This window comes from Candidatus Protofrankia datiscae (assembly GCF_000177615.2).
Classification (GTDB): Bacteria; Actinomycetota; Actinomycetes; order Frankiales; family Frankiaceae; genus Protofrankia; species Protofrankia coriariae.
The window spans coordinates 1950222-1967867 of sequence record NC_015656.1; the positions used below are offsets into that span (position 1 = coordinate 1950222).

Genomic DNA, 17646 nt, shown 5'->3' on the forward strand with positions numbered 1-17646 from the left:
CTCCGCTCACGGATCAATTATCCCACATAGGGATCACTGTCCGAAGAACGGGGACCACCTCATCTGGATACTCGAAGACTGGTAACAGGTGAGATCGCAGGCAGGCGCGGGGACAAGTCAGAAGGGCATGGGCTGATGGATAATGGGATCCACACCGAGAATCTGACCAAGAAGTACGGGGCGGTGTACGGCCTGCACGGCCTGAACCTGCAGGTTTCGGCCGGGAGCGTACTCGGGCTGCTGGGCCCGAACGGGGCCGGCAAGACCACGACTGTGAACATACTGACGACGCTTTTGAAACCGGACGGTGGCAGTGCCTGGGTGGGGGCGTTCAACGTGGCCCGCCACCCACTGCAGGTACGGCGCCGGATCGGCGTCTCCGGCCAGGAAACCGCTGTGGAGCCCCTGCTTACCGGCGCGGAAAACCTGGAGCTGTTCGGCCGGCTGCATCGCCTCAGCCGGCGGCATGCCCGCGGGCGGGCCCAGGAGCTGCTGGAAATGTTCGATCTCACCGCGGCGGCCGGGCGACTCGCACGAACCTACTCGGGTGGCATGAGACGCCGCCTCGACCTCGCCATCAGTTTGATCAAGCGACCCTCGATTCTGTTCCTGGACGAACCCACCACCGGACTCGACCCGCGCAGTCGCACTGCCACCTGGGATCTCATCAGGGAGCTTGTCGGCTCCGGCGTGACGCTCCTGCTCACCACCCAGTACCTGGAGGAAGCGGACCAGCTCGCCGACCTGATCGCCGTGGTGGACCAGGGCTGCCTCATCGCCGAAGGCACCGTGGAAGAACTGAAGACCCGAACCAGCGACGACCGCATCGAGATCGTCCTGCGCGACCATGAGCTGCTGCCTCTGGCCGCGACCATCCTCGACCGTTTCGCAACGTCGGAGGCTGTCGTCACGCGATCGGAACGGCGGATTGCCGTCATGGCACCGCACAAACCAGGCCTGCTGACGCAGGTGCTGCGCGAGATGGACGTCGCGGCGATCGAGCTCGAGGACGTCGAGTTGCGCCGGCCGACCCTCGACGACGTCTTCTTTACCTTGACGGGGCGCCCCATGGACGTCAAGGCTCAGCACGAGATGGCTACGGTGGAATGAAGCCGAATACAATCATCGACGGCGCCGCCGCATCGAACGGTGAGAAGCAGGTCGTCGCCGGTCGTCATCGGAGCACGCGGTCACATCACGTCACCCGCGGCTGGGCCGGGCCAGGGAAACCGGAGGGGATCATCCCTGTCACGTTCCTCATCGATGTCTACCTGTTGACCAGGCGTCTGCTGATGCGCATGCCGCACCAGCCCGACCTCATCGTCTACAGCATCGTCCAACCAGCCATCTTCACCTTAGCGATGATATATCTCTTCGGCAAGGCCATCACACTTCCCGGCGAGGCCGACTACACGGATTTCGTCATCGCTGGGCTGCTGGCCCAAACGGTCGTCATGGGCGCCGCCTCGGCCACGTCCGGCGGAATCGCCTTCGAACTATCCCAGAAGACGATCGACCGGCTCCGTACGCTCCCCCTGTCCCGGCTAGCCATCCTCGCGGGTTGCACCAATGCCGGCGTCATAAGGGCCTTCATCACGGTGTTCGTGACGACAGTGTGTGGGCTGGTGGCCGGGTGGCGTGTGCAGGCCGGGCTGGGCAACGCGCTCCTCGCATTTCTTATTCTGCTGCTGTTCGGTCTGGCAATGAGCTGGGTGGGAGCGCTGATCGGAGTGTCGGTCAGCAATCCCGAAGTGGCCGCCGGAGCGGGTACCGTCTGGCTTTTTCCGGTCATGTATCTGTCCAATGCGCTCACCCCGATGAGCGCCATGCCAGGCTGGCTCCAGCCCGTCGCCGGGTGGAACCCGTTGTCCGCTGTCACGACTGCCTGTCGTCAGTTGTTCGGAAATCCGACGGCGTCCGGTGCCGAGAATATCTGGCCGGCTGATCATCCGATCCTGGCATCGGTTTCGTGGTCACTGGCGATAATGCTGGCCACCGTGCCGCTGACCGTTTGGAAATTCGTGCGGCGGACAAGCAGATGAAGCCCAGGTGTAACTGGTCAGGTCCCGTAGATCGTTTGTTTTGGTTCCTCGGCTGGCCGGGTGTTGCCGGTGACACGGCGAGCCGGGCTATTGGCGGGCTGTGGTTGACCAGGTCGTAGGGTCCGGGTGTGTCCGATGATCCGCCCTCGTCGCCGCCGGTGCCGTCGTATGACGAGCTCGCGGCGCTGGTGGTGAGCTTGCAGGCGGATCTCGCGCGGGCGCTGGAGCGGATCGCCGAGCTGGAGACGCAGCTTCAGAAGACGTCGCGGAGCTCGGCGAAGCCGCCGAGCTCGGACGGGCTGGCGAAACCACCGCCGAAGTCGCTGCGGACGAAGACCGGCCGGCGGCCCGGTGGGCAGGACGGGCATCCGGGATCGACGCTACGGATGGTCGCCGAGCCTGACGTGCGCCTGCGGCACGAGCCGGGCCGTGTGCGGGGTGCGGGACGTCGCTTGCGGGCCGGCCGGTGACCCGGAGCGAACGCCGGCAGGTGTTCGACCTGCCCGAGCTACGCCCGCACGTGGTCGAACACGAGCTGGTCGAGCGGGAGTGCGGCTGCGGGGCACGGACAAGGGCGGCGGCGCCGGCGGGGGTGGACGCCCCGGTCCAGTACGGGCCGCGGGTCACCGCTGCGGCGGTCTACCTCTATTCCGGCCAGTTCCTGTCGAAGGACCGGACCGCGACCGCGTTGGCCGAACTGGTCGGGATACCCCTGTCGGCGGGCACCGTCGGCGCGATGACCGCCCGCGCCGCCGCCGGACTGGACGGCTTCCGTGACACCGTCCGTGATCTGCTGGCCGCCGCCGACGTGATCGGGGCCGATGAGACCGGGCTGCGGGTCGCCGGGAAGCTGCACTGGGTGCACTGCGCCCGCACCGACAAGTACACGCTGATCGACTGCCACCCCCACCGGGGGACCGCAGGCATCGACGCGCTCGGGGTGCTACCCGGCTTCGACGGGGTGATCGTCCACGACGCCTGGGCACCCTACGACAGCTATACCGCCGCCACCCACCAGCTCTGCCTCGCCCACGTGCTACGCGAACTCCAGGCTGTGGTCGACACCGCTCCGGCCGGGACCTGGTGCTGGGCCGCCCAGGCCGCCGACGCTCTCGTCGCCCTACACCGGCTGGCAGGCGACGCCGCCGCGACCGGCACCCCGGTCGACAAGCAGGACCTGGCCACCCAGACTCGGCTGCTCCGCCACGCCGCCCACATCGGGATCAGCCAGACCTCCCCCCGGAGCACGACGCTCATGGCCGCCCGCCACGCCCTGGCCTGCCGGCTCGTCGACCGCGAAACCGACTACCTGCGTTTCACCCGTAACACGCGGATACCGGCGGACAACAACGGCTCCGAACGCGACATCCGTATGATCAAACTACGGCAGAAGGTATCCGGCTGCCTCCGCACCCTCACCGGCGCCCGCCAGTTCTGCGCGATCCGAAGCTACCTGTCCACCGCCACCAAACACGGCATCCCCCTGTTCGACGCCCTCGTCCAACTCGCCGAGGGCCGTCCCTGGATGCCCGCAACCAGCTACACGTAACTCAAGATCAAAAACTACCTGACCAGTTACGCCCAGGTGGCCTGCAGATAAAGTGCCGTCCCTGCTGATCCATGCTCTCATCCGGGTTCGGTCGGCGCCGCCCGCCAACATGTCCGAAGAATCGAGCCGTCTAGTGTCTCGTGATTCTGATTTCTTTACTCGGTCGTATCGGTTAGAATGATGGAGTGGAGTTGACGGAAGATGAGCGGGCAGATCTGCTGTCTTTAGTGAATGGCCGGGATGTTCCGGCGACCGTGGCGACTCGGGCGCGGATCGTGCTCTGGTGCGCCGGGGGTCTCCCGAAGAAGGAGATCGCGTCGCGGGTCGGGGTTTCGCGACCGACGGTAGACCTGTGGATTTCCCGTTACGAGACTGAGGGTGTCTGCGGGTTTATCGACCGACCTCGCGGGGCGCCGCGGGAGCAGGTGCCGGCACGTATTCGCAGTCGTGTCCTTGCTCTGACTCGTACCACTCCACCGACGGAAACCGGCCTCTCGCACTGGTCGAGTCGGGAAATGGCCAGGTACATCACCCGCACCACGGGGGTGTCCGTGTCTTGGCATTATGTGGCGAAGCTGTGGCGCGAAAACGGGTTGAAACCGCACCGGCAGGGCACATTCAAGATTAGCAAGGACCCGGCGTTCGCGGACAAGGTCGCCGACATCGTCTGCCTGTACCTCAACCCGCCCGCGGGCGCGGTCGTGCTGTGCGTGGACGAGAAGACCCAGGTCCAGGCGCTGGACCGAACCCAGCCACTGCTCCCGATCAGCTTCGGCACCATGGAGAAGCGCACCCATGACTATGTCCACCACGGCACCATCAAGAGATTGGAAATAAATAAAACAATCAAGATCTGTATGTGGGATAAGTGTTTTACGATCACGGAGAATAGACTGCCTCCGCGCAGGCCCATCCCATCTCCACCGCCACCCGAAGCGGGTATGAAATAATCTACCCATTACAGATTTCCTGGTTCCCGCAGAGGAATTTTCTTCGATGTTCGAAAAAATTCTCCCTCATTTGGATGAGGGGCAGCAGCGGCTGCTGGCGGGAGCCGTGGCTGAGATGCTGGGGAACGGGGGAATCACGGCCATCGCGAAGGCTTCGGGGATCTCTCGAACGACCGTTCAACGAGGCGCGCTCGACATACGGAGCGGGATGGCTCCGTCCCACCGCGTCCGACGGGATGGCGGCGGAAGGAAACCGGCTTCCGTGGCGCAGCCAGGTCTGCTAGAGGCATTAGACGCTCTCGTGGAGCCAGAAAGCCGCGGTGATCCGATGTGTCCACTTCGGTGGACGACTAAATCGACCCGGAAGCTTTCCGAGGAACTGGCGCGGCAGGGATTCCAGGCGAGTCACACGGTCCTTCGCCACCTCCTGCCGGAGATGGGCTACAGCGTGCAGGCTCCCGCGAAGACAGTGGAAGGCGCGAGTCATCCCGACCGGGATGACCAGTTCCGGTACATCGCCGGCCAGGTCGCCGAGTTCCAGACGGCAGGACAGCCTGTGATCTCGGTGGACACGAAGAAAAAAGAACTCGTCGGGAACTACGACAACGGCGGAAGAGAATGGCAACCTACAGGCCGGCTGGTACATGTGAAGGACCATGATTTTCCGGATCCCGACATCCCGAAAGCCGTTCCATACGGGATCTACGACCTGACACAGGACTCCGGCTGGGTGACAGTGGGAACCAGTGCGGACACCGCCGAGTTCGCATTGGCGACCATCAGCCGCTGGTGGGACAAGGTCGGTTCACAGGCATACCCGCACGCCCGACAATTGCTGATCACCGCCGACGCCGGCGGCTCGAACAGCTGCCGCAGCCGGTTGCGGAAGACCGAACTCGCCGCATTCGCCGCAAGGACCGGAATCGAAGTCACCGTATGCCACTTCCCGCCTGGCACATCGAAATGGAACAAAATCGAGCACAGGCTATTCAGCCACATCTCCATGAACTGGCGTGGCCGCCCCCTGGAAAGCCACGAAGTCGTGGTCAATCTCATCGGCTCCACCACGACACGGACCGGCCTGCAGGTCCACGCCGAACTCGATGAGAAGACTGACGAGAAAGGCATCAAGATCTCCGACGACGAAATGGCGATCATCGACAGAACGGAGCATCTGTTTCACGGGGAGTGGAACTATACGATCCGACCATCAAAATCAGATTGATTGATAAGATTATTTATTTCCAGGCCCTAAGTACCCGTCGGTACAGATCATCATCAATCACACCGGAATGCCGATCCACCGCGATCCACAGGCGATCATCGCGTGGAGCTCAAGCCTGGCCCGCATCGCCGAGGCTTCGAACGTCGCAATCAAAATCTCTGGACTTGGCCTCGCGAACCCCGACTGGTCGGCAGACTGAACCGCCCCGGGTTCGGTGGAGACCGGTCCGTTTGAGAGGATCGAGTCGTGCCCGCTCCCAGGAAGTATCCCGATGAGCTCCGTGAACGTTCCGTCCGGCTCGTGCTGCAGATGCGTCGTGAGCAGCCGGCGGAGGCGTCGCGTGCGATCTCGACGGTCGCGAAGCCGCTGGATGTGCATCCGGCGACGCTGCGGCTGTGGGTGAATCAGGCTGAGGTCGACCAGGGTACTCGTCCGGGAACCACCACACCGGATGCCGCGCGTATCGCCGAGCTGGAACGTGAAGTTCGTGAGCTGAAGCGCGCGAACGAGATCCTGAAAGCGGCGTCGGCTTTCTTTGCGCGGGAGCTGTGCGCCACGAGGCGCCGAGACAATCGAGGAGGGGTGAGAGACCTTTCCCGCTGGGCTGTCGCAGCAGCCCGGTGAAGCCAGGGGGCAGCCTGATCCGGAGGAACGCCGGGGAGGGTGGCAAGCGGCCCCGACGAAGACAGGCCGTGCCGGGACTGCCAGACGGCGCGGGCCTGTTCGGCCAGGTCAGAAGGTGTAACGGAAGTGAACCAGTGGTTGAAGCTCCGTAACCGCGAAGCCGTGCTCAAATCTGGTGGATATGGGCCGGTGAGCAGCGCGTGACGGTCGGACGATGTTGTGTTCGGGCGTCAACTCCGAAGCCGCGTAGTTCCGGCGGTGAGGAGGCCAGGGCGAAGGTCTGCGGCGTAACCGTGGCGATGCTGCCGGAGTAGAGCTGGGCGCCTCACTGACCGATCGATTGCTTGGTGAACGTGGGAACCATCCGGCAGTCGCCCGCGGGCTGTCCAGCCAGGACGGCAGCGGGTAGGCCCGTTCCGGCTGTGGGCTGGCGGATGGGGCGGAGGCTGTGTAGTAGTCGCGGGCGTAGCGACCCGTCTCGGAGTCCGGGAAAGCCGGACGCAGGGCAAAGACAGCCAGCAAGTCTGCAGTGATGGATGCTGGAAGGCCAGGAGGTTTTCGCCGGTGAATACCGACGAACCGGAATCCGCCTTGTTCAGGGCCGAACGCCGGGTACTGGAGATCCAAACCAAGCTGCACCGGTGGGCGCGTGAAGATGCCCGTCGTCAGTTCGACGATCTGTTCAATTTGGTGGCCGATCCCGCGTTCTTGTTGGTGGCGTGGGATCGGGTGCGGGGCAACAGAGGTGCCAGGACCGCCGGGGTGGACGGGCGTACCGCCGCGTCGATAGTGGCGCGGATCGGGATACCCGAATACCTCGACGGGCTGCGTTCGGCGTTGAAGGATCGCAGTTTCCGGCCGTTGCCGGTGCGGGAGCGGATGATCCCCAAGGCGGGCGGTAAGCTGCGTCGCCTGGGGATCGCGACCATCACCGACCGGGTGGTCCAGGCATCGCTGAAGCTGGCGCTGGAGCCGATCTTCGAGGCGGATTTCCTCCCATGCTCCTATGGGTTCCGCCCGATGCGCCGGGCTCACGACGCGGTGGCTGAGATTCGGTATCTGACCTCGAAACCACGGTGTTACGAGTGGATTGTGGAAGGAGACATCAAAGCCTGCTTCGATGAAATCTCGCACACGTCCTTAACGGGCAGAGTGCGGGCGCGGATCGGAGACAGGCGTGTCCTGGCCCTGGTGAAGGCGTTTCTCAAATCAGGTATCCTCGTTGAGGATCGCTTGGTGAGACCTACCACCGCCGGCACCCCGCAAGGGTCGATTCTCTCGCCGTTGCTCAGTAATGTCGCCTTGTCCGTGTTGGACGAGCATGTCGCCCGGTCACCAGGTGGCCCGGGGACTGGCAAGACAGAGAAGGCCAAGCGTCTGCGGCATGGCCTGCCGAACTTCAAATTGGTCCGGTATGCCGACGACTGGTGCCTGGTGATTAAAGGCACCAAAGCCGACGCCGAAGCCTTGCGAGAGGAGATCGCGGGAGTCTTGTCCACGATGGGTCTGCGCCTGTCGCGGGAGAAGACTCTGATCACCCACATCGATGACGGCCTTGACTTTCTCGGGTGGCGTATCCAGCGCCACCGGAAGAAAGGCATGCGCGAGTACTACGTCTACTCTTATCCGGCCAAGAAGTCCGTCAAGGCGGTCATGGCCAAGGTGAAGACGGTATGCCGCGATGTCGAGGTGAACCAGCCTCTCGATGATCTGATCCGCAGGCTCAATCCTGTGCTGAGGGGCTGGTGCGCCTATTTCCGGCCCGGAGTGTCGTCGGTGACCTTCGCCTACCTGAAGCATTACGTGTTCGAGACGGTGTGGCGATGGATACGCCGGAAGCATCGCCGGTCCACGTGGAAGGAACTGCGCCACCGCTACTGCGGCGGCGGATGGTGGCCTACAGGCCAGAGCCGGGAACTGTTCGATCCGGAGAAGGTGAGCACCACACGCTACCGATACCGGGGATCAGTCATCCCTTCTCCCTGGCCTGCCGCTGCCTGACGAGCACATCCGAGCCACAGCGGGACTTGTGGAGCGCCCGGTGCCTTGAAAGGGGCACGCCGGGTGCGGGAAGCGGCCCGGGGAAACGGACCGGCTGAAAGGTTGGAACCGCGTCCCGGGCCGACTTCACCGACCCGCGGCTGCCTCGGTAGTCGCCTTCATCGACAAGCACAAGGAAGACCTCGGCGGGGTCGAGCCGATCTGCGACGTGTTGCAGGTTGCCCCGTCGACGTACTACGCCGCGAAGAAGCGGCTGCCGTCGGCGCGTTCACTGCGCGACGCCGAACTCCTCGCCGAGATCGAGCGGGTGTGGAAGGAGAACTACGAGGTGTACGGCGCGCGCAAGGTGTGGCGGGTGTTGAACCGGGAGGGGATCACGGTGGCCCGGTGCACGGTGGAGCGTCTGATGCGGGCTGCCGGGCTGACCGGGGCGCTACGCGGCGGGGCCAGGCCCCGCACGACCCGCGCCGATCCTGCCGCGGCCAGGCCGGCGGACCTGGTGGACCGGCAGTTCACCGCGGACCGGCCGAACGCCTTGTGGGTTGCCGACTTCACCTATGTCCCGACGTGGGCGGGCATGGTGTATGTGGCGTTCGTGGTTGACGTCTGCTCCCGGAAGATTGTCGGGTGGCGGCTCGACACCACCATGCGCACCGACCTTCCTCTCGACGCGCTGGAGATGGCGATCTGGGGCCGCAAAGACGAGCCGCTGAACGGTCTTGTGCACCATTCCGACAGGGGTTCGCAGTACACGTCTATCCGCTACACCGACCGGCTTGTCGAGGCCGGAGCGACACCGTCCGTCGGGAGCGTCGGCGACTCGTACGAGGTGAGTCAGCGGCGGGAATTTCACCCGCCGCTGCTCTCAGAACCCGGCGTGACGTAGGGTAGGCCGCCGACGAGGTGCCAGTCGACCTGGCCCTTTTCCGACGGCCCCCCTCCGAACCAGCCGTGCCCGCTTTCCGTAGCAGCTGGCTCTCCAGTGCTTATCGTGGTCTGCGTGTAGGACGTCCAGCGTGGATGTCCTCGTGGCAGGCGCGACAAACGACGAGGGTCTTGCGGCGGCGAGAGGCCATACGCGTGACCCATTCGGGTTGCTGTTTCCGCCCCTTGGGATTGAGGTCCTTGAGCGCCTTGACGTGATGCACTTCGACCTGTTCCGTGGAGCCGCATAGTTCACAGACCTCGGCCAAGAGCCGTTGGACAAGCTCTGACCGACGTCCATTCCACATGCGTGGCGGATTGTCGTTGAGAGGCCGTGGCGTGGTGTCCCGTGCCAGACTGATGCCGCCCCATTGTGCGACCAGCGGCGGTCGTCCGCCATCACGGTGCACGGTGACCTGAAGGCCACGACGTGGACCGTGCTCGGTATCAAGTACGGCTCGGTAACGGCGGTAGACCTTCGGGACCGTGATCCGGTACTTGCGGGCCAGGGTCTTGGTCAGCGACCGTTCCATGACGAACTTCAGGTAGCCGAGCCGATGGCGGTTGAACGCCAGCCGGTAGTACTCCGCGACACCCCGAAACTCGGCTTGGAACTGCGCGACGATACTGAAGTCAGTATTGACGGTGCGTTCGGTTCGCTGGATCGGCCTGCCGTGGTGCAGGTAGGGCGCGCACTTGGCATGGATGACGTCGACCGGCACTTTCAGCCCGATCGCCGCGTTGATGCTGCGGTGACCGCGCTGATCGCGCTTGTGGTCGGCGTGTAACACCACAATCTCATAGCCGAGGAACCGGGCGGCCTGCGTCCGCCCATATGTGATCAAGGTCTTGGTCGGGGACAGCTCCAACGCGAGTTCCTCACGCAGGAACCGACCGATCTCGGTCTTGATCTCCTCAGCTTCCTGCCGGGGGCCGGTGAAGCCCAGCAGCCAGTCATCGGCGTAACGGCAGTAGCGCAGCCGCCGGTAGGTGGGATCGTCGGGGTCGCGGGAGGGCATGGTCTTCATCTGCTTGCGCAGCGCCAGACCCGCCTCCCGGTCTTCCGCCTCTTCCAGCCTGAAGGCGCGTTGCCACAACCGCATATAAGGCCGATAGGGCGTGCGTCGCGCTCCCCGGTTATGGGCAGGCAAGAGAGTCTGTTCGATAAACCTGTCCAGCCGATCCAGGTAGATATTGGACAGAACGGGTGAAACCACGCCGCCTTGCGGGCAGCCGCTCAACGTCGCGTGGTAGCGCCAGTCCTCCAGGTATCCGGCCTGGAGCAGCCCGTCGATCAGACGCAGGAACCGACCGTCGTGGATCTTCTCGGCCAGAATCGATCTCATGATCGAATGGTCCAAGGACCCGAAACAGTCGGTGACGTCGCCCTCGATGAACCACACCGTCCCGTGCCATTGGTGATAGATCTCCTGCAAGGCGGTGTGACAGCCGCGGCCCGGGCGGAACCCGTGGGAGCGGTCGGAGAACTGCGGCTCGTAGTACGCCTCCAAGATCAGGCGCAGTACCTCTTGCAGCAGCTTGTCCGACCAGGTCGGCAGCCCCAGCGGTCGCTTTTTCACCGAATTCTTCTTCTCGATGTAAGTGCGCCGTACCGGGGCCCATCGGTAACGCTCCTGCCGGAGCGTCTCGATGATGGCCTCGATCTTGCCGAGGTTCATGCCATCCACGGTCTCGCTGGTGGCTCCGGCGGTCAACGCCCCCTTGTTACGGTAGAGCTTCCCATAGGCAAGCAGGAACAGGTCCGGGTTGAACAAGCACCGGTAGACCCGTTCCAACGGCAGTCCTCTCCTGCCGCGTTCACGAATGATCTCCAGTACGGTTGCGGCGTCTCGTATCTCGCGTACCTCACCGTTCTTGTCGATCTAAGCACCTGGGTCCCTTCGCCCATGTAGACGGCTCTCCCGTCCTCCTCGGCGGGGCGTGACTCCTGCGACTACTACGGACCCTCCGTGACCATAGGGCTCGCGCCCCGTAGGCCATCCCGAATTCCTCTTGCGCCAGACGTAGCGAGCGTGACGTAGGCGTCCCGGTCCGTCCCCTTGAACGAGCTCGCTGCCCGTCGCCCGCCGGCCGGAAGGGTTCAGAGCGACGAAAGTCGGAATCGCTCCTATGCCGACGGCCCCGACAACAGACGCCGTGTCGGGAGGTGTGAACGTTTGCACCGCTGGAGACTGGGCTTCAAGCAGTCTGGCCTTCGCCGTATCACGCGGGCCTTGCACGGCCGTGCCTTCGGCGCCTTCACGGCACCCCGCGCTTTCCCGTCATGCTCTTGTCCCCTCCCGGTTTCCCGTTCAGGTAAGACGGGTGGCCCAGAGGTCACCTCCTCCCGAACCTCTGCCCCCTGCGGGGGCGATCTGGCGCCGAGTTAGACGGCGCACAGTCTCCCGTCACCGGGCTCTTCTCATCCAGCCATCCAGGCGTCCCTTATCCACGACCAGTGCGCGAACAGTCCACGGCCTCGTTCTGTGACCGTTTTCCACCATGCCCTGGCATGTTTGTAGGCACGCAGCCGTCTGTACTTCTTTCGGACCCATTTCATCAGGTAGGCGTTGATGCGTCTGAGCAGCGGATACAGCTCGGCCCGGTTGAACCGGCCCCAGTAGTTCATCCAACCCCGCACGATCGGGTTTATCGTGTGCGCGAGGTCTTCCAGGGTCGCCCGAGTACGCCGGTGGATCCGCCAGGAGCGGACCTCCGTGCCCTTGGCCGTCAGCGCGTCCCGGCTGATCGCGGGGCTGAACGAGGTGAAGTTCCGTCCCGTTCTGCTGTTCCGCGACCTGCGCGGGCGGAAAGTGTATCCCAGGAACGTGAACGAGGTGTGCTCATGCGAGCCACGTCGACCACTGTCCTTGCAGTACACCACTTTGGTCTTGGCCGGGTGACAACGCAGCCCGACCTCCTCCAGCCGCCGGCCTATTGCCGTGCGTACCTGTTCGGCCTGCCGCCGGGTCGCACAGTGGACCACCGCGTCGTCCACGTAACGCTCGAAGGGCAGGCCCGGGAACTCCCGTGCCAGCCACAGATCGAGCGCGTAGTGGAGGAACACGTTGGCGAGAACAGGCGACACCGCGGATCCCTGCGGGGTTCCACGATCCGGCGTCACCAGCGAACCGTCGGGGTAGCAGACCGGTGCTGTGAGCCAGCGCCGGACGTAGAGCACCACCCACGGCTGGTCGGTATTGACCTCCACCGCCCTGACGATCAGGTCGTGCGGGCAGCTTCCGAAGAAGTCCTGGATGTCCAGGTCGACGACCCAGTCCCTCTGCCAGCACCGCTGCCGACATGCCCCCACCGCATCCAACGCGGACCGCCCTACCCGGTAGCCGTAGGACCCGTCATGGAAGACCTGTTCCATACGCGGCTCCAACGTCATCGCCACCACGGTCTGAGCAACCCGGTCGGCCACGGTGGGCACACCGAGCACACGAACCCCACCGCCATGCGCCTTCGGTATTTCCACCGCCCTCACCGGAGGCGGGAAGTAGCTGCCCGACGACATCCTGTTCCAGATCCGATACAGATTATTCTTCAGATCCTTCTCAAACGCGTCGATGGACTGCCCGTCCACTCCCGGTGCGCCTTTATTGGCCTTGACCTTCTGGTACGCTACCCAGACCAGGTCCTTCGATATCTTAAACGGCTTCTCTGTAGACGTCGATGTCTCCACTCGATCCCTCCCAGCATCGCTGGTTGCCCGAACGAATCCACCATGGACAAGCCGGCCCCTTCGCTCCACCCCCATTACGGGGTTTCGTCGCTACTACGAGCCGGTCCGCCGGCGTGTGCCCCGTCGGTACTCGGCGCCTCCAGTTTCCGCTGTGCGGCGCACTCCCTCTCCCCGCCCGCCACCCTGCGCGAACGGAACTATCGACACACGCCTTCCCACGTTCCGTGCGAGAGCGGCAGAACGGGCTCACGTCACCTCTATGCCGGGCACCACCTGGCCAGAAGACGGGACACCCGCCAGGCTCTGTCCTGCGATCATTTAACAAACCCCAGTTCCGATGCCGTCTGCTTGTTACGACACGTACGGCGATTCGCTCGCGCTCGTCTTCCCGTTCCCTGCCTGACGCGCTCACAGCGCGCCTTTTCCCCGACGCTCACCACAACAGTCTTCAGCTAATGCAGCTCGGGGCGGCTTGAAGCCTCCCACCCGCCGGGCGGCTCCAAGGGGCCACAAAACCCTCATCTCCCACACAGCACCACAGAAGGATCGGATCACCTACCAGCCATCCATCCCCTCTGCGCTCGTGGCGCACTCAAACGACAAGCTAAGAACGTGTTTGAGAATCGTCGTTCGTTCGGTGAGCCGCGTCCGGGTGGCTCCTGGGAAGACCCGAACCTTGCCGATCGAAGATTGACAAGGAACCCCGGGCCGAACCGATACCAGATGAGTTGTATCGGCCAAGCGGGGTCCCCGTGCACCGCAACCCGACCACGACGTCCGACGAGGGGCACCGCGTGTGCGGGGAGCGATGCGGCCAGGGGTCCGCCCGAGCATGACGGGCTGGACTCTCAAACACGCTCCGAGATAGAACCAACCCGACGAAGGCGCTCAGAAGGTCCGTAGATGGGATATCTCAGCTTCGACCGACAGTCGGCGTGTTGCATCGCAGATCCCCCACTTGTGAGCCTCAAACCGTCATAATGACACCGTGTTGCAATGTTGCATGCGTTGACCAGATAGTGAAGAAAAGAACGGAGTCGTTGCTACGGTGGGCATCATCCCGGACTATCGAACCCGCATCTATGACCGGTACACTACTGAAAAGCTTCCGTACCTGCTCGAGCTGACCGATGCCGAATACCGGCGGTGGGCGGCTGCCTGTCAACATCGCCTTCGGGGATGGTTGCCGAGCGACCGAGAGGCACGCTGCCTTGATGTGGCCTGCGGTCATGGGAACTTCCTCTACCTTCTCAAGGAAGCCGGTTACCATAACATCGTCGGCATCGATGTCAGTCCCGAACAGGCAGCCGTCGCTCGACGGGTGTGGCCCGACGTCGAATGCGCGAACGTACTGGACTACTTGCCCGGTCATGCCGGTGAATTCGATCTTATCACCGGTTTCGATATTATTGAGCACCTTCACAAGAGCGAGGTCCTCACCTTTCTCGACCTCATTTCGAAGGCGCTGCGTCCGGGTGGTTCAGTCATACTCCAGACCGCGAACGCGGAGTCGCCTTGGGGCGGGATGCACCGTTACCACGATTTCACCCATGAGACCGGGTACGACCCGGCCAGCCTTGATCACCTGTTTCGGGTCGTCGGTCTCGAGGGATTCGAGGCGCGCGAATGCGGTCCGTATATCCATGGCGCTGCAAGTATGGCTCGCACCGCGATATGGAAAGTGATCCATGCAGGTCTGTCCGTGTGGAACGTCGCCGAGACGGGCAGCCGTGGCAGCGGTGTGTACACACGGATCTTCGCCGGACGCGCCCAACGTCCGGCGAAGCCAGCTCCTCACCACTATGGCACGGCGTCCGTCGAATCGACTCGCCTTGCTAGCCCGACAGCCCGCTAGCCTACCCAGTTAGCTCCAGGTACTGCATGATCCATGACTGGCGCGTGATACTGTTCTGTGAAGGTTGGTAGTGCTCTATGAAGGTTGCCAGGCGGGCCGTACGGCAGGAAATGAGCGCCGGCCCGTCAGTCCTGGAAAGCAGAAATGCGGACGCCACGCTATTCGTTGCACAGCTTTTCGCGATGATGACCGGTGTGGTCGTCGCCCGGATCCTCGGCCCGGCTGGACGCGGTACCGTCACCACTCTCGCCACCTGGGCGCAGTTCCTTGGCTGGATCGGTATTTTTTCCGTTGACAAGGCATTGATAGTTGTCGGCAGGGATCTGGGTGCCGATCGTGAACCAGCACGGCTTCGGCAGCTGGCATCAGTGGCGGTGACAACAATACGGCCAGTGACCGCAGCCTCGTTGGTTGGGGCCCTAGGCCTGGGCGGCGTCCTCTTTCCGGTCCTGCTACCGCTATTTCTGGTTCTGGTGGTGCTAACCATATTGCAGGAATTTCAAAGCGGTCTGATGCTACTGGCCGGAAACTATCAGCGCTATCTGGTTCTACGTTGCCTGCAGCCTTTGATCTACGCTGTCCTGATCGCCGTTGTAGCAGCCGTTCCCGGTATTATCCACCCCCACGGGGTGGTAGTGGTGGTGTGTTGTATCGTCTTCTCATTCCTGACCGTCGTGCTCTTCGGTCCGTCCGTTCCTCGCCCATGGGTGAGGTTGCAACGGGCTGTGATCGGCAAACGCCTGACGCGGCTTGCGCGGGAAATACAGCTGGCCACGACGATGCAGTATCTGAACAACCGGCTTGACCTCCTGGTCGCTCCGCTCATACTAGCCCGTGACGATGTCGGTTGGTATGCCGTAGGCGCTTCTGTTGGCCAGCTTCTTGGATTTTTGGGGACGGCGAACGCCCTGCGGGGGCTGGTTGGTCGGTCGGCCGGAATCGATGTACGGGGAACACTGGTTGTAGCGACCATTGCATGTGTCGGAGCTGCCTTTGCCTCGCATGCCGTGCCGTTGGTCTTCGGTGCTGGCTTTGCGCCGGCTGTCCCAGTGGCGCAGGTGCTTCTGCTGGGCGGTATCGCTGCCTTCTGCCTCCAGGGCTGCACCTGGAGACTGGTCGGAGCGACGGCTCAGCGGGCTGCAGCTGCGTCGCAGGGACTCGGGGCGGTCGTCTTCGCCCTCGGCGTAGCCGTAGAGCCGACCATGATCGGTCTTGCGTGGGCCAATGCGCTGTCCACACTCGTGGCGCTCGCAGCCGGGGAGATGCTCTGGCGTCGTCATTGCCGTGGTGCGAGCCTTAGGAATCAGTATTCTGAAGCCGAGGGGTGAGGTTAGCCTTGGCTTTTCGTGCGCCCAATAGACAGGAGATGATGCCGTGTGAGCGGCTGATCTGTCTGTCGTAAGGTCGTCGTCGCTTGCCGGTGGAAGCCCGATCCGGGTAGCTGCGAGGAGACCCGGTAGCAGGCTGACGGCTCGGTCGGGTAACTGGCCGGGTCAGAGCCCAGCGTCGAATGTAGAAGACGGATACTCGGAAGGTGATGCTGCGCTGGAGATGAGGGGCAAGTGGAAGCAGCAGTTCCTCGAGGCCGGCAAGGCCGGGCTGCTCACGGGCGGGTCCCCCCCCGGCCGTCGAGCCGGGAAGAGGCCTTGGCCGCCGAGGTCGAGGAGCTCAAGACCGCGCTCGGTGAGGCCCACGTCGAGCTGCGGGTGTGGAAGAAGTCGGCCGAGGGCCGCCTGGCCCCTTCGAGGACCCCTGGGTGATCCGCCAAGACGCGGCGATGCCGACCACGAGGTTCTGCGCTCTGCTCGGCATCCCGCGCCGCGCCTACACCCGCTGGCAGACCCAGGCCCGAACCAGCGGCCGGGTGAAGGGGCCGTGGCCGGCGCCGGTCGTCGACGCGATCGAGCCGATCGCGGCCAAGTACGCCGCGGACTGGCCCACCTGGGGGCATCGCAAGATCTACGGGTTGATGCGCGCGGACGGGCACACCGCCTCGTGCTCGTCGGTGGAGCGGACGTTACGCCGTCGGGACCTGCTCCAACCCGTCGACTATCAGAGGGAACGCCGACAGCTGGCCAAGGCGCGGCGGGCCGCGTTCGCCGACCCGCCCACCGGGCCGAACCAGGTCTGGCAGCTGGACTTCAGCGAATATGAGACCACGACCGGCGGGACCTGGCGGCTGGCCGGCGTGTGTGACTACTACTCGAAGTACGAGTACGGCTGGCACATCGGACCGAGCTGCACCGGCGCGGACGTGATCGCCGCCGTGCAGATCGCGATCGCCGAGGCCGAACGGCTCGCCGGCGGACGTCCGCTGGCCGACCAGCTCGTTGACCCGGCCACCGACGAGATCACGAGGATCAAGCTGGTCACCGACAACGGTGCGGCGTTCAAGGGCGCGGCGTTCGCGCGCTTCCTCGGGTCCCGTCCCGAGCTGCTGCACATCCGTACCAGACGCAAGAGCCCCGGTCAGAACGGTGTGCGGGAACGGGCGTTCGGGTCCTTGAAGTACGAACACCTCTACCGGCACGAGATCGAAACATTGAATGATCTCGTCCGTGAGGCCGAGGCCTACCGGCAGATCTTCAAGCACGTCCGGCCGCATGAGGCCCTCGGTTTGCACGGCCGGTCGATGTCCATACCAATCCCGTCCTCAAACCCCCAACCATGATCGAGAATGGCCAACTTTCAGGTCAAGATTTCTGAGCCGTGATCTTGATGTGGGACAAAAGGAACCCGCCGGTATGAGCCGTGACGCGGATGTGGGATCTTCACTGGCACCGTAGCT

11 protein-coding genes and 4 pseudogenes are annotated in these 17646 nt (G+C 63.8%); 13 read left to right on the forward strand and 2 right to left on the reverse strand.

Annotated elements, in window-relative coordinates:
- Window positions 1-135 precede the first annotated feature (135 nt).
- The 10 genes and pseudogenes from FSYMDG_RS08065 to FSYMDG_RS08105 form a co-directional block, all read left to right on the forward strand.
- Window positions 136-1110 (forward strand): daunorubicin resistance protein DrrA family ABC transporter ATP-binding protein, encoded by a 975-nt coding sequence (locus FSYMDG_RS08065; RefSeq protein ID WP_013873070.1) that lies wholly within the window; start codon window positions 136-138, stop codon window positions 1108-1110.
- The gene (locus FSYMDG_RS08070) at window positions 1107-2042 is read left to right on the forward strand and encodes an ABC transporter permease (RefSeq protein WP_013873071.1); all 936 of its coding nucleotides are present in this window, start codon (window positions 1107-1109) and stop codon (window positions 2040-2042) included. The genes FSYMDG_RS08065 and FSYMDG_RS08070 overlap by 4 nt, the downstream gene beginning before the upstream one ends.
- Before the next feature lie 128 nt (window positions 2043-2170).
- The gene (locus FSYMDG_RS28140; protein ID WP_013871791.1) at window positions 2171-2512 is read left to right on the forward strand and encodes a DUF6444 domain-containing protein; all 342 of its coding nucleotides are present in this window, start codon (window positions 2171-2173) and stop codon (window positions 2510-2512) included.
- Window positions 2509-3591 (forward strand): IS66 family transposase, encoded by a 1083-nt coding sequence (gene tnpC / locus FSYMDG_RS08080; protein WP_013873072.1) that lies wholly within the window; start codon window positions 2509-2511, stop codon window positions 3589-3591. The genes FSYMDG_RS28140 and tnpC overlap by 4 nt, the downstream gene beginning before the upstream one ends.
- A 185-nt stretch (window positions 3592-3776) precedes the next feature.
- A pseudogene (locus FSYMDG_RS08085) lies at window positions 3777-4409 on the forward strand (IS630 family transposase); the annotation flags it as partial.
- A 178-nt stretch (window positions 4410-4587) separates the two neighbouring features.
- A complete protein-coding gene (locus FSYMDG_RS08090; RefSeq protein ID WP_013873074.1) occupies window positions 4588-5766 on the forward strand; it encodes an ISAzo13 family transposase in 1179 nt (392 codons plus the stop codon).
- A gap of 40 nt (window positions 5767-5806) precedes the next feature.
- A pseudogene (locus tag FSYMDG_RS30030) lies at window positions 5807-5965 on the forward strand (amidohydrolase family protein); the annotation flags it as partial.
- A 47-nt stretch (window positions 5966-6012) separates the two neighbouring features.
- Window positions 6013-6303, forward strand: a pseudogene (locus tag FSYMDG_RS08095) (transposase); the annotation flags it as partial.
- 651 nt (window positions 6304-6954) lie between these two features.
- Window positions 6955-8391, forward strand: coding sequence for a group II intron reverse transcriptase/maturase (gene ltrA / locus FSYMDG_RS08100; protein WP_013873076.1), 1437 nt, complete (start codon window positions 6955-6957; stop codon window positions 8389-8391).
- A 130-nt stretch (window positions 8392-8521) separates the two neighbouring features.
- A pseudogene (locus FSYMDG_RS08105) lies at window positions 8522-9220 on the forward strand (IS3 family transposase); the annotation flags it as partial.
- 157 nt (window positions 9221-9377) lie between these two features.
- On the opposite strand, the gene FSYMDG_RS08110 reads toward FSYMDG_RS08105, so the two are convergent.
- On the reverse strand, window positions 9378-11171 hold the full coding sequence (locus tag FSYMDG_RS08110; protein WP_013871683.1) for a reverse transcriptase/maturase family protein: 1794 nt from the start codon (window positions 11169-11171) through the stop codon (window positions 9378-9380).
- A 566-nt stretch (window positions 11172-11737) separates the two neighbouring features.
- The gene (ltrA, locus tag FSYMDG_RS08115) at window positions 11738-13003 is read right to left on the reverse strand and encodes a group II intron reverse transcriptase/maturase (protein WP_013873078.1); all 1266 of its coding nucleotides are present in this window, start codon (window positions 13001-13003) and stop codon (window positions 11738-11740) included.
- A 1048-nt stretch (window positions 13004-14051) separates the two neighbouring features.
- On the opposite strand from ltrA (FSYMDG_RS08115), the gene FSYMDG_RS08120 reads away from it, so the two are divergent.
- From FSYMDG_RS08120 to FSYMDG_RS08130, 3 genes are all read left to right on the forward strand, one after another.
- Window positions 14052-14858: a class I SAM-dependent methyltransferase gene (locus FSYMDG_RS08120; RefSeq protein ID WP_013873079.1), complete on the forward strand. Its 807-nt coding sequence runs from the start codon at window positions 14052-14054 to the stop codon at window positions 14856-14858.
- Between the two features lie 77 nt (window positions 14859-14935).
- On the forward strand, window positions 14936-16186 hold the full coding sequence (locus FSYMDG_RS25975; RefSeq protein ID WP_013873080.1) for a lipopolysaccharide biosynthesis protein: 1251 nt from the start codon (window positions 14936-14938) through the stop codon (window positions 16184-16186).
- A gap of 428 nt (window positions 16187-16614) precedes the next feature.
- On the forward strand, window positions 16615-17529 hold the full coding sequence (locus FSYMDG_RS08130; RefSeq protein WP_013873081.1) for an integrase core domain-containing protein: 915 nt from the start codon (window positions 16615-16617) through the stop codon (window positions 17527-17529).
- Window positions 17530-17646: the final 117 nt, after the last annotated feature.

Excerpts from the sequence above, each read along its gene's own strand:
- FSYMDG_RS08065 (WP_013873070.1), top strand. The coding sequence starts at position 136 with ATGGATAATGGGATCCACACCGAGAATCTGACCAAGAAGTACGGGGCG.
- FSYMDG_RS08070 (WP_013873071.1), top strand. The coding sequence starts at position 1,107 with ATGAAGCCGAATACAATCATCGACGGCGCCGCCGCATCGAACGGTGAG.
- FSYMDG_RS08090 (WP_013873074.1), top strand. The coding sequence starts at position 4,588 with ATGTTCGAAAAAATTCTCCCTCATTTGGATGAGGGGCAGCAGCGGCTG.
- FSYMDG_RS25975 (WP_013873080.1), top strand. The coding sequence starts at position 14,936 with ATGAAGGTTGCCAGGCGGGCCGTACGGCAGGAAATGAGCGCCGGCCCG.